Genomic DNA, 14053 nt, shown 5'->3' on the forward strand with positions numbered 1-14053 from the left:
GGCCTTTCCTGTTCAGCGCCCTGGTCTGATAAAATTACTTTGCTAGATCACATGGATGATGACTGGGGTCTCCATAGGGGAAAGTGAGAAGGTGTGAAGCCACCGCGACGCAGAACGTGAATTGTAAATCGTGCCGCATTTTGAGCGGCTTGTTGCTGGTATTGGTTCTTATTTTGCCCTTTATTGCCATCAGCCCAATCGCAAATGGCTTTGACTAAAATCCAGTCAATCTTGTTGCGTTCCGCAGCTGCATACAGTCCCGCTCCCTCCATCTCTCCTCCAATGGCTTCTGGCTCCAGTTTTCGTAAGCGTTCACGGTAGCCGACATGATCGATCAATTTCTGACCGGAAAGGATAAGTCCAATATGGACTGTGGGCGGTTCCAGCCAATCCTTGAGTCCACTCACGAAGCGATCTAGCAGTAGCGTTGATGCTGAAGGGCGGTCTCCGCGTGGGCGTATTTCCTCTTCTCCACTATCATTACTACCCACTCGTTGCAGTTCGTACCCTACCAATTGTCGCGAGACCAGAATATCACCAATGCCCTGCTTTTTGGGATCACAGCCAAAGGCAATACCTACCATGATAATTGCTGAAGGGGATAAAGCCTGAATGGCCTTTTCAATTGTTAGCAGAGAACCTCCTGGGCCGCCCGATCCCATTTCTGATTGCACCATAACAACGCCAGCTTCTTCCACTTCACCCAGATCATAATAGGTCTTATCCCCTATAAAGAAATAATTAACTTTTTGATCATTCTCCTTTTCAAAGGCATGTATAACTGCTTTTGCCTCAATTTCCGTGACAGTAACGAGCAAAAGATCAGTTGTCGATCTCCGTCTTTTAGCAACGGTTTGTCTGGTAGCAGGTGTGTTCTCGTCGCTGGTCAAGGATGTATTGCCTAGAATAAGGCTGGAGGACTGATGAGTGCCAGCCTCATAAATGGAGGCGGCCTGCTGACTCGTGTTTGCTTTGGAGTGCGATGAATGCTCAAGCTTTTTGGTATCAGGAGCACTCAAGAGTGACGTGTTGCTGAGCAAGATGGTTTCGAGAGTTTGAAAGAAACTTCCGAAACTACCATGCGATCCGGCAATGACAAAATTTCTGGCATCGTAATGGCGGGCTGTAATCACCTTGATAACTGCATCGTCAGGCTGTGGCTCATGCGGCGTTGCGTAGTAAATGCTAGCTCCTCCCGCTCTGCTAAATAAGCGTATCAGATCATCTTCCTGCTCCAGGGAACCAACAATTACCAGATCCTGATTGAGGTAGCGCTGCAAACTTTGTCTCATGCTGCTACGCAACTCAAAAAAGTCGGGGAAGCTGTGTGGTAGAACTCCATCAATCAAGCTGCCGTGCAGTTTAATAATATGAACGCCTTGTGTCGGCTTGTCAAGCGATTCAGCAATGTACTCATCGGTGTCGCGTCCTACGACCAGCGTCTTGAATGTAACGGGCGGCAATCCCTGACGCACCAGCGCCTCTTCCAACCTGCTATCTAGATTAGTCGTCAGGATGGTGGAGAAAAAATCTTTGGCGATTAACCGTGCTAGACTGTCATAGCCATCTCTATTCTCTGTAGTGGAGAGCGCATTTTTTAGAAGCCTGATGCGATCGTTGTGTCCAAATTCTTGTATGTAGGTGCGAAATCTATTCCAATCGGAGATCTGACACAGTGATTGCATCAGTTGCGGTGTGAACGAAATTGCTGATGGTAGCAGGAGGTGATAAGGTCTGGTTTGACCTTCTCGACGTTGCGAAAGCATCTGAGCAAGACGCTGCATAGGAAGTGGCAATTCCACTTAGCGCTCCTTCATTTTCAAAGTAGAAATTGCTTAAAATCAAAATATAGCTGCTTCTATATTAGGAAGACGTGTATCGCTGCTCGTTTTAAAATCCGGGAGGCGATTTTTCTTTGCTGTTTTACAGCACAAATGGCGAGATGTAAGTGAGTAAACGCAACGCCTCTAAGTGGAGTGCGTCAGGAAAGAGTGCTTTATAGATATTGCAATTGGGAGATTTTATATCACTTCTCCCAGTCAATCTATAGGTAAGTTGTGGACAACCACCCGTACACCAGTAACGCCACTGGCAGTCGCGGCAACCTTCTTTCTCTGTAACGGCAACGTCCTGCACACCGTGGCGATCAGTTCGGATGACAGCTAGAGGATCATCATGATCAATAGTTGTAACTGTCTGCCTGATGTCTGCCTGACACTTTGCCACGCCTCCATGTTGATCAATCACAAGGTAATTCCGCCCGACGCCACAGGTGTGCATATGAGGGGTAGTCATATCCGCCTTGTCTATTAATGAACCAAGCAAGCGATGCTGTGGCAAATGGTGTGCAATTACTGCAAATGCTGCACGCATTCCTGCAATTATGTTCGCATCAGTAAACTGTAAATCGCTCTTGTTGGAGGACCATTCGTTATCGCGATAGTAGCTCAATGTAAAGGTTAGCTCACGCTTCAGGATGTACTCAATAAGGCGGGGAAGACCTTCCAGATTGCACTGTGAAACTGTCACGTTGATATGTGGTATAAGCTTGTTCTCCAGCAGTCGCGTAATGGTCTTGTCGATATACTTAAACGATCCTCTGCCACTCATAAATGGGCGCTGCCGATCATGGTCGTCGCCAACTCCATCGAGGGAGATGCCAATACCAATCTTGCGCTCTTTGATTTGCTGAATAAGTTTCTGTGAAAGAAAGACTCCATTGCTTAAAGTGTAGGCTGAAAGCTGCACGCCTTTTTCTTCGGCCAATTGGGCTGCATAGTCGTGAATGGCTAGGAGATGGTCTGGCTGTAAACTTGCCTCACCACCGGCGTAAGTGAGTCTGACATGCCGAAAATGATGTTTTACGGCAGAGCGGAAAACGGCATCAACCGCCTGGCGGGAAGTGTTGCTGGTCATCTTTTCTTCATTCTTATGTAAATAACAGTAATGGCAACGCAGATTGCAAGCATTTGTTATATGCAGCCATGCCGCTAACGTCTGCGTCTGCTTTATAGGATCGGCAAGTGTTGGCTGGTTGATGTCTTGTAAGAAGCCAGTTTCGTAAAATAGAGTTGCAGCATGTGTCACGGCTGGAGGAGACCATTGCGGATGTCGGCAGAGGATCGCAGCCAGCGTCGTTGGCGAATGAAAATGCTGAATCAGCTCTAATGCTTGTGCATCTACTACAGCTATCTGCCCTACTGCAGTGGGATTGCACACTAGCCACCTATCATCTCCGCATGGCTGCACGTGTACAGGTGCTAGGTGTTGGAAGGTGTGCGTTTGTATATCGTGCATATCACTTTGAAGAGGTCGGTGATAGATGGGATTGTACATACTACAATCCTTACATTCACTATACCTCGGGCCACTAGTGACGCTATGGTCTGCCCATTCTGAATAATCTGAGTTGTTGTCCTTACGATCATTGTATTTAACCCCATTGTCGGCCACAAAGTGAGGCATCGGAGTAGTATCGAGCCAAATTTTCATCTGCACATCCTGTTAGATTAAGCATCACTTCCAATGCCAGTACTTCTGGCACACGCTTTACGGTTTTTCTATCGTGTAAGGGTTCGTGTCTGCCAGGTGATATGCATACAATGATCTATATCGATCATGGTCGATTCTATAAGAATATATTATCTAAGGAATGTGGTGGCTTATTTTGCAAGCCTTTTGCCTAAAAAAACATAAATTCCTTTATTTCATTACATGCTGCAACAAACTGGGGATAGTCTTTGCTTTTCTCCTTCGTTTCCCACAAAGGAATGAGAGCGTCTACAATAGGCGTAATCTGGTCGCTAGTCAAGGCGACCAGTGAATCACTTAGTTTGCGCAATGCTTTGCTATACGCTAGCTCGTTGTACAATGCGGCCTGATAGCAGTACTCGGCATAGTACTCGTAGGCTTTCATATAATTGCCAGCAATATAATATAGATCCCCCTGAATTTCTTCCCCACGTGCCAGCAAGAAAGCATAATGTTCTCTACTGGCAATCTCTTTGGCTTCCAACCACGCCTGTTGCGATGCTTCATGTTCTTCTAGATACTCCAGAGCTTCACAGAGATCGATCAGACCTTCAGCTTCCTGGTAGTGATCTTGTATTCTCCTTGCATGTTCGATGCCTCGTCTGTACAGTTCTGCTGATTCCGCTCGTTTGCCCAGTCGTGCCAGAATACGGCCCTGTTTGTTTAAACTATTGATATATGCTTCTTCGTCGAGAGCGTAAGCGACAACCTCGGCTCTTTGAAAGAGTTCCTGGGCATGCTGCAAGCTGGCGTGGCCTATCTCCGCCTGTTGGCGATCTACTTTTGCAATCTCAACCTGCCCCAGGCGATTCAGCGTTGCGGCTATTCCCGATTTATAATCAATGCGGTAATAAATGTCTATAGCTGCCTGGAAATATCGTTCCGCCTGCACAATATCTTCTGCATTCATATAGATTAGCCCCAGGGTAGCAAGGCTAAGGCCAATTGGGCGCTCGCCGATTTGCCCGGCTTCCAGGAGCTGACGGCGAATGCGCAGCGCAATTTTGCAGCAGCGTAGTGCCTCGTCTGTTCGACCGAGGAAGCGGTAGACGTTGCCCATACTGTTCAGGACATCGGCGTAATCTCGCTGACGATCGATTGTTTTATAGACCGCGATGGTTTCTTGATAATGCTTGATGGCTTTGTCAAGCTCTCCCTGGCGTCGGTAAATATAGCCAAGTTGTCCAACATTGTACGCGTACTTCTCTATGTCATTGTGCGCGTGGGCGATGTCTCTACTACGGGTGTAATAATCAATGGCATCAGCGAGCTTGCTTTGTTGTAGATAACACTGGCCTATTTGAGAGAAAAGAGTTTCGCGATGCTCTTCTAACCATTTGGTATCAGCCTGGTGTTCAACCTTCTGTAATATTTCAAGTGCTGCTCTGGCGTTTTCCTCTGCTGCCAGTAGCCGCGCTTCTCTTAGTAACAGGTCAAACAGTTGATGACTGTGCATCTGTTCTGTAAATTGTTGTGCTTCTTGCAGCAGTAAGCGAGCAAAAGAACTGTTCCATAGATTTAGTACAGCATCAAATTGCTCCCGAAAGTATTCCAGACCAATTTGGATATCGACGAATAAGAGATGGTAGAGCATCTCGATAGTATATGCCTGGTGTTCTTGCTGGCTCAGGGGTGGCTTTGACGGCTGTTGTTTTAGCTGTTGCTTATAGTAGGCTATCATGGCGCGGCTGATGGCCTGGCGATAGCGGTGATCAGGATCGTGTGTACCCCAGCAGTATTTTGTCACCAAGCGGCGCATCTCATCGTGTAAGACAAAATCGTCGCCAGAAGTTGAGCGACGCACGAATGAGAGCGTTGGTAGGTCGGCGACTAATTTCTCTTGTTGTACATGGTATACAATGTCTTTTAAGTCCTCTGTTTGCAAGATCCAGTCTAGAATTGTTAAGTTGAAGCGATGATAGACATGGGCCATAAACATAAGTACCCAGTTGAGCGGGTTTTCCAGCTTGCTGATCTGAGGTACAAGATACTGCTCAAACTCTTCTTGTGGGACCGCCACGAGTTCTGGCAAGGTGATAGTGCGATGATTGAGTACATCGATAGCTAAGCCGATTAAAATAGGGCGGCCCTCAGTGAGATGGTGTAGTATTTTCGCCTCTTTACTCTGTGCCGGAATACTATAGAGTGACTCGGCATCGAGATACTGTGCCATTTCTTCTGGGCTAAAAGGGGCGATTGCCAACTCGCATACTTCCTGCTCTCGCCCCTGCCAGTTTGGCTGGCTCCAGTTAATGCGATTGCGCCCGGCTATGACAACTCGAGTGTGTGGAAATTCGTAAGAATCGGGAAAATTGCGCCTGGTGCCTAAGACCGCAATGAGCGGGTTTTGCTCGACAAGTTCGTAGGTGTCGAAGAAGAGTAGCAGGGCTTTCTCGTTTTTAGCAAGCAGAGCATTCAGCTTTTGCAGATCAGTGACCAGTGCTGCAGATAGGCTATCACGGGCGTCGCTGCTTGTGGTATCGTGTTCCTCTGCTGTGTGATGGAGAGCTTTCTCAAAGGAGGTTGCTGACCACTGCGGATAGGCTATCTGTAGCGCCTCAACGCTACGCTTTGCAATCGCAATACGGTCTCTATTAGTCAGATTAAAAAAGTCGATAGCGACGATAGCTATGTTGCCGCAGATCTGTTGTGCCAGTTCCTGGTATCTTCTCAGTAACCAGGTTTTACCAATACCACCTTTTTTCTCCTGTCGCTCAGCGGCATCGTGTATATACAAAATCCAGGGTGTGGTCGGGCCATTGAGCCAGTCGGTAAAGCTCGCCAGCTCTTTGCTGCGGCCAATAAAATGCTGTTCTGTCTGTTGCATACTGGCTTACCCCTCTAGATGATTGTCGCGTAAGAACGATCGAAAGTTTTTAACCTGCTGCTCCCCAAGAGAGTCTTCAAATTGCTTGTTGTGTGCTAGCTTCTGGAACAGTTTTGTGACCTCTTCAGGAGAAAGTTCTTGCGTAAGTGTTGTCAACGTCTCTTGTAGCATAGAGGTGAGATCCGTCATTTGCGGATCATGGATAGCATGAAAAAGGAACTCGCCCCAGTAGTGCAGACGTTGTGTTCCGGTAGTTTTAATGGCAAGCTGTTTATAAATACTCGCCAGATGACTATGTATAAGTGCAAGAGAAAATGTTAGATGTTCTCCTAAAGCCTCTTTCAACTCTTCATCTTGCATGAACTCTTCATAAAATTGTGAAAAAGCTTCTGGAGATTCTGTGGTGATTTGTTCAGTAACCTGCTGTAGAATGGATGGCATATTGAGCGAGTTATTCCTGATGGCGTTATGGTAGAGATACTCGCGTAGATATCGTATTCGATCTGGCCCGTTCACTTCCGTAGCTAAGCGCTTATTCGTCTCAGCTAAAAAGCTATGGATAGCGATATAGTCGTCCAATTGCTCCAGTTTGAGTTCAAGGAGAAAAATATTGCGTACAGGAGTATCTACAGAGTAGCCAGCACGCGGCACATTCCACTTGAGTACTTCTGTTGCTTGCTGGATCTCTCGGGGTAATGCGAAATAGGCCAGATTGCTTTCACGCTTCAGCTCAGGAGCGAAGCGTTCGATAAGATCTTGCATGATCATCAAGTTGAAACGTCTGGGTACCGAAAATAAACGGAGGGAAGTATAGTAGTGGGCGCGTTTCTCTGGCTCAACTTTAGCGAGTACGTTTTGATTGATAACCTGATCTTTAATTACAGCGAGGATTTCTTGTCGATCCTGAGTATGGCGAGGATCATGACCGGCATTGATTGCCTCTGTCATAGCCTGCATTGCCAGGGGAAAGCCCCGCGTCCACTCAAAAATAATTCCATAGAGTTCTGATGGGATCTGACTCCCGGGACTCTTCAAGTAGGCTTCGCAACTAGAACGGTCAAGCGGGGGCAAGTGAACAGAGGTGAGCTTACGTGCCACAGAGCGTTCATTCTGGAATGAGATGGTACTTTTACTCGCTATAACTACAAATAACTGTCTCTCATTAACAAAGTTCTTCAACAGGGCTTCAATTCTGCCCACACACTGGCTATCGGCTGTGTCTAATGCGTCTAGTAACAAAACAACTGGGCCCTGTTGTAGTAGTGCTCTGGTTGCGTCGATAGATTGATGGAGGAGATTATCTGTTTCTTCTTGTGGTACAATCTGCACGCCATATTTTTCGACCTGCTCGACGATGGTGGACGAAAATGCTGAATCGCTTTGACTCGCGTCTGCCCATAAAGAAAAAATATGCTTATCTTGACATATCTGTTCGACTTTTCTTAAAAGCGAAGTTTTACCAATACCCCCTGTGCCGTAAAAATCGACAATGGGGTTGCGCAGGAGTCGTTGCTTGCTGAGTAGAGCGCTGAATGCTTCGTCTACAAGTTTCAGCTCTACTTCTCTATTCACAAAGGTACTCATCATCATCTCCATTGAAATCGATGCCTATTTTTTAGTAAATATCGGCCGAATTTGTACTTCTCACAATACCTTTGAGGAGTACGATCAGGTTTTGTCATGCCCCGTTAATTGCCTCTCGTATAGTCTCTGGAACAGGATATGTAACTCTTGTACATCTTTGCGGATGTCTTGTGTGTCCCGTTTGAGTAGTTGCATATCGCGGCTAATCGCCTGTAATTGTCGGTCAATATTGTGGATCAACTGAAAGTTAATAGGCATTCCTCCGTGGAGATGCCAGTAGATGGCTTTCCAAATTTCGTGCTGCTCACTATCGACTAAATATTTCGCTTGCCTGGCCCGGACGATACGGGCAAACACTGCGCGATTCATCAGTTCTTCTTCGCCGACCAGCCAGAAGACACCGCCCTGAGTAGGAAACATGCGTAGAATCTCCTCATCCCAGGTAGGATCCAGCCCAACGGCTAACACGTCTTGTGTGAGATAAGTTTCTAACAGGTTTTTCAGGTTTTGGCTGCTGTCCAGATAGGCTCCTCTTTCAATGATGCAGTATTTTTTGGAGGAGAGTGCGCCGAAGGCCTTGATGACCTTACAAGGAAGGGGCCGCTCATGATAGATACTTCCTTCTGGTGTCATGTGTTCCGGGATAAATACATCGTAGTCAAATAGTTCTCTCATTTCGACCTGGACAAACGAATCCTCTATCAGATCATCGATATTGCTAGAAATGATCACATCAAAGATTCCTTGCTTCACCATGTCCGCGATGCATACATCAGCGTCAGTATGTGTGATATGTTGTAGTGATTGAGTTAATATACTATCTAACTCGCGTTCACTGAACTGGCGCTGGCTGAGTACTTTATAGCATTCCTCAAAGCGGTGGCTCTGGGAAAGCTCATGCAGAGTTCGTTTACTGAAGGGCTGAAGGATATCGCATAACTCCTGGCTACGAAATAATCCTCCTGCTCTGGCACCCAGGAAAAGTACAGCTGGGTTCTTGATTTTCTTTCGCATACCTAGCCAGGTTACGAGTGCCGTTATCTCCACTTTTTCAGGTTCTGGCATCATATCAAGCCTTACACTTATGATTCACGGCAACTATTGAGGTGAAAAAACTATATCTCCTTCCACTGAAGAATTGCAGATATTCAGCTCATATTTCAGATGCTATAATAACATCTAAAGAGCTAAGTTGTCCATATGTTGTGTGAAATGCATCTATCTACGTCCACTAGCAATCAAGCAGCTTAGCGAAGGCTAAAGGAGCCCAGTCCAGATGCAGATTGAACCAAATACAAAAATTGTGCAAACCCACCTTGGCAGCCAAACGAGCTAGATGTTCTGTGGTCGCCCATGTGCGCAGCGAAAGGTATTCAACAGCTTATCCATTGACGGTTTCGATGATTTGTCGAAGATGAGCCAGCAAGCGCCGTAGTGGTTTGGACCAATGGACCTTTCTCTGGTTCTGATGCGGTGGAGTTACCAACTCAATACTGCTCTCGCCAGCGCTGCTTCAGCTTCTTACCAACAAACCCTTTGTTGGCGACATAGGGACCATGAGCGGACGATTCTGCGCTGGACAGAGTTTGCGAAGGCTTCTGGCGCATGGCAAAAAAGGTTTCGGCTATGCGAGAAGACACTCTTAATGATTTAGCAACAGTGAAGCAAGAGCTTCGTAGTTTAAAACGGGCTATTAATACATTCGTTTCAGGTGAGGGAGACAGGAATGCCAATCGCTAGCGTAATTATTGAGATATATGGAGTAGTAGAATGGTAACATTTATCAATAGAGAAGAAGAAAAGGAGGTTATAAGAGAATCTTTACAAGCATTAAGAGACTACAAGCATGTCCTTTTACGTACCCCTATTATCGATTTCCACGGGATTGATGGCATAGGTAAGACATCAATCGTGCAGCATATAGAAGGTCTCTGTGAGCAAGCGCATATTCCCTACATCCGTATTGCCGCAAATAAAACTGCGCAGGAGTTTTCACAAAGTGTCATCCAACAGGTTAGGCGCTATAATAAATTTTTTTCTGATGAACAGCCTGACACTTCTTCACTGCAACAATCCATAATAGCAATCAAAGACCTGCTAAAACGGGGAGTAGTTGTTATGCTGCTGGATGCGGTTGATCCGTTGAATCGAGAGCTGATAGATAGAATAGCAAATACGCTAAGTGAAGTAATTGATGAAAACAAGCTTTTTGTTGTTCTCACAAGCAGAAAAGTGTTGGCGTTTGAATCGGCACGTACCGTAGCACGCAAACTTAGTTCTATCGCACTTAAACCATTCGATCAAAAAAGTTGTGCCGACTATCTCGACGAAGTCGGCACTCCACCGAATCGGGAGGTACGTGACTATATCTATGATTGGACGCGAGGTTACCCATTAGCAATTGAGGTGATGACCAACGCGATTATCCAGCAAGGACTTGATCCGCGTATAGCAGCAAACCAGCAACCACTGATGGAACAAATATTTCACCAGGTCATCGAAGAGAAAGTACTGGCCCACTTAAAACCGTCTTTGCGCGACAAATATCAGACAGCCTTGCTACTGCTGGCAATTCCCCGGCGTTTTAATGTCGTGATCATGCAAGAGCTGATCGAGCGTTTTGAGCCTACGCTTAAACGTGAGAGCAGTATTGCCTATATAAATCTATCGCAGGAAATTATTCGAGAGACTGGTATACTGAGTTGGAACATGCTCAAAGCAGGCTTTTCTATTGATGCTCCAGTTCGCCATATCTATCTTTTGAAGAGCAAAATAGAGCAAGATGGACGCTACCTAGAGATCCATCGTTTTCTGGCAAGTCTTAACAAACAACTGGCTGATACAATTCCTGGCACTGATCATATTTTATATATGCGAGAATACCTATATCATAGTGCCTTTACAGTAGAGCCGCTGGAGATGTCGCGAATTTTGGAGCAAGCTGTACAACAGATTATCAAAGAATCGCCCATCTTATTCGAGCAATTTTATGAAGAATTCTCGCAAGACAAAGATTTTCAGGAGCAATTAAGCAGCGAACAAACTCTAAAGGTTCATTCATTGCTCTACCAGCATCGAGCACAGACCAATCTCCAATTAGCGCGACAGGGCACAAATACGGAGCGTTTTCTGCGCGAGTTCTTTTATTATACTCTGAAAGACCCGCACATACTTGATCAACGTTCGCATCTGGATCAGCTTCTTCACAAACTTAACGAAGAAGATGTCCAGATCTTCTCAGCACAGCTATTTGCAACATTAGCCGAAGATGAAGAGTTCAAGACTGCACTCGGCCAGCATGCAGAGCTTTTCTCATCTCTAGTCCAACAACTTTTAGAAGGGGAGCACTAGCCATGCAAAGTCAAAAAGAGATCTTTCGACATTTCATTGGACGAGAAAAAGAACTGGCCATCTTCCGCGAATGGTTACGCAACAACTCTCCTGAAGCCCCTTGGATCTTATACTTCCACGACGCGCTAGAACAACCAGAGAAAAAAGGCGGAGTTGGCAAGACATCGTTGCTGCTACAATGCGAAAAGCTCGCCAGGGATATATATCCAGACATCGTAGTTGTACGAATCGACTTCTTCAACATAGCTGACCGGGATGGTCTCACTATTAGTGATCGCGTAGCCAGTGCATTAGAAGCCGCTTACCCAACATGGCAAGCCAGAAGATACAGGCAGCAGCTACCAGCATACCTGAAAACTATCGAACAGGGAAAGGAAAATCGAGACGAAGTACGCAGCAGGTTGGCCGATGCACTGCTTGCTGATCTTAGCGGATTAAGTGAGCACTTACAGGAGGAGCGGAAGTACCTGCTGATGTTCTTTGACACATATGAACTGATCGAGCAGAATCCAGTAATTGCGGTTTTACGCTTTTCACAATCATTTCCAGATGACTATCGTTTTGAACAAATAGGGGCTGTTGTGGCAGGGAGAAATCAACTCGATTGGTTACAGCCGAACTGGCGTGATCGTGAGTCTGAGGTGCTCGAAGTTGCCCTTGCACCGTTTAATGAAGCAGAAATGCAGCAATATTTTGAGCAATTATCGACGGTCGATCAGGACGCCTTGAATGCATCTATGCAACTCTTATATGCGCGTACGGAGGGCAGACCAATCCTTGTTGGCCTGGTGAATGATGTACTGAACCGCCGTGTAATCTCAATAAAAGCGCTGGCATCCATTTCGCTCGTGCAGTTTGAGGCGAGCCTAGTAGCAAAGATCAACGATTTTGAGCGCCCATTCGATACAATACTGCTCTATATGGCACATACCTATCACCGTTTTAATTTTGAGCTACTCCACTGGCTCTTCGAGAGCACAGGCATGCAAGACATCCTTTTTGGAAACGATGATACCATATTGAAACAGCAGCTACTGGAATTGTCGTTTGTGCGGCGTGCAAGCACTGCCAGCGATGATTTTGTGCTCCATGATGAAATGCGCCCACTGATCAACAAATACTGCTGGGAGAAGCTTGATCCTGACAAACGCTCACGTAAAGAGATCAGCAAATATGTAATCTCATATTATGAGAAAAAGCTTACTTCTGGAGTTCTTTCAGAAGAATTACGGCAGGCCTATACAGTTGAGCTTCTTTATCACAAGTTATTCTTTGATATTGACAGTGGCTACGGGTTCTTTGAGCGCAACTTCTCCAAGGCTATCCTCTTATGGCTAAGCGCGTTCGCACGGTCTCTGCTACTAGAAACAAACAAGTTTCTATCTGCGCTATCGACTGAGCAGCAATATATGTTGAAACGCTACGAAGCGCAATTATTGCAAAAGGAGGAGAGGGGAGAAGAAGCCCTTGTGCTCTACGAGCAACTAGAGCGCGAGGCTGACCCCAAATGGATTGAGAAACAGTACACAGATATTGTGTATGAAAAAGGAACATGCTATTATCAATTGAGTCAATACTTAGAAGCTACTGCTGCCTTTAGCGAAGCGAGAGACTTGGCACGCATACAAAACAATGATTCTGATTATGCCTCTATGCTTAACTGGCTTGGCGCAACATACCAACGCCAGGGACAATTAGATACAGCTCTACAGTATTTTGATGAAAGTATTGCTGTGCACAAAAGGCTAGGCAACCGAAATGTCTATACTAGCATTCTCACCAGTTCTGGTAGTGTATACCGTTTGCAAGGTAAGATCGATGAAGCACTACGGCGTACAAAAGTTGCCTGGCGTATCCGTGTTGATCAGTTCAAGCAGGGCAAGATCAGCGAGATCTTTGTTGGTTGGAGCTTGAATGCCATTGGCAACATTTACACGGAGATCGACGATCTGGTGGAAGCGGAGAAATGTTTCCAGGAAGCTTTTGACATTTTTGCACGTCTAGGTAGTAAAAAGGGACAGGCAACTATGTATAATCGCTTTGGAGAATTGAGTGATGCACGAGGCAATCTGGACGAGAGTCTAGAATGGTACAGAAAGGCATACATAAGTGCTCTTGGTGGTATTGATATAGAATCGCAGATCAATAGTCTAAATAAGCAAGGTCACATATTCATGCGAAGGCAACAATTGCACGAAGCAGAAGAAGTATTAACGCGTGCAGTTAAATTGGCACAACAGGTTCACGACCCCTATCAGCAGGCGGAATCGTTGATCGATCTGGTCAAAATATATAAACAACAAGGAGAGCAGGAAAAAGCCGACCAGGCCCTACAAGAAGCCGAGGGCATTTGTTATCAATATAACTATAATTACCTGCTTGGTGTGGCTCGCAAAGGATTGGGAGACTTTTACATAGAAAAAGGAGCATACCAAGAAGCATTCCATTATTATGGCGAGGCGTGCCGTTTTATGGCCTTATATAATTCGATCAAGTATAATAAATTCTTGCGCAACCTGAACGATACGCTAATACAAATACCAAGCACGCAAATAGCAGAGATTACTCAGATGCTGATTAAATACTGGCAAGCGCAGGGGTTGGAGCAAAATTTTCCAGAATTTATTGTTTTGTGTGAAGAAGTGCAGAGCATGATGGGAATCTAAAAATTGTTATGCCAGATACATCGCAAAAAGGGTATAATTTTGCGCTGCTGAGATATCCTAATCTCTTAGAAGCCTTGTACACATAGCGTTGCGC

At 45.7% G+C, this 14053-nt stretch carries 7 protein-coding genes; 2 read left to right on the forward strand and 5 right to left on the reverse strand.

What is annotated here, in order from left to right:
* Positions 1-47 precede the first annotated feature (47 nt).
* The 5 genes from K3T83_RS33190 to K3T83_RS33210 all read right to left on the reverse strand — a co-directional run bounded on the left by K3T83_RS33190 (position 48) and on the right by K3T83_RS33210 (position 9010).
* A complete protein-coding gene (locus K3T83_RS33190) occupies positions 48-1802 on the reverse strand; it encodes a phosphorylase family protein (protein WP_220207205.1) in 1755 nt (584 codons plus the stop codon).
* Positions 1803-1923: 121 nt separating this feature from the next.
* Positions 1924-3219, reverse strand: a complete 1296-nt coding sequence (locus tag K3T83_RS33195) for a radical SAM/SPASM domain-containing protein (protein ID WP_220207206.1) — start codon at positions 3217-3219, stop codon at positions 1924-1926.
* A 463-nt stretch (positions 3220-3682) separates the two neighbouring features.
* Positions 3683-6358: a tetratricopeptide repeat protein gene (locus K3T83_RS33200; RefSeq protein WP_220207207.1), complete on the reverse strand. Its 2676-nt coding sequence runs from the start codon at positions 6356-6358 to the stop codon at positions 3683-3685.
* 6 nt (positions 6359-6364) lie between these two features.
* The gene (locus K3T83_RS33205; protein WP_220207208.1) at positions 6365-7948 is read right to left on the reverse strand and encodes an ATP-binding protein; all 1584 of its coding nucleotides are present in this window, start codon (positions 7946-7948) and stop codon (positions 6365-6367) included.
* Positions 7949-8026: 78 nt separating this feature from the next.
* Positions 8027-9010 (reverse strand): hypothetical protein, encoded by a 984-nt coding sequence (locus K3T83_RS33210; protein WP_220207209.1) that lies wholly within the window; start codon positions 9008-9010, stop codon positions 8027-8029.
* Between the two features lie 702 nt (positions 9011-9712).
* Here K3T83_RS33210 and K3T83_RS33215 point away from each other — a divergent pair.
* Positions 9713-11293 (forward strand): NB-ARC domain-containing protein, encoded by a 1581-nt coding sequence (locus K3T83_RS33215; protein WP_220207210.1) that lies wholly within the window; start codon positions 9713-9715, stop codon positions 11291-11293.
* Between the two features lie 401 nt (positions 11294-11694).
* Positions 11695-13959 carry a tetratricopeptide repeat protein gene (locus tag K3T83_RS33220; protein ID WP_220207211.1) on the forward strand — a complete coding sequence of 755 codons (2265 nt, stop codon included), beginning with the start codon at positions 11695-11697 and terminating at the stop codon, positions 13957-13959.
* Positions 13960-14053: the final 94 nt, after the last annotated feature.

The sequence above is a fragment of the Reticulibacter mediterranei genome (assembly GCF_016587455.1).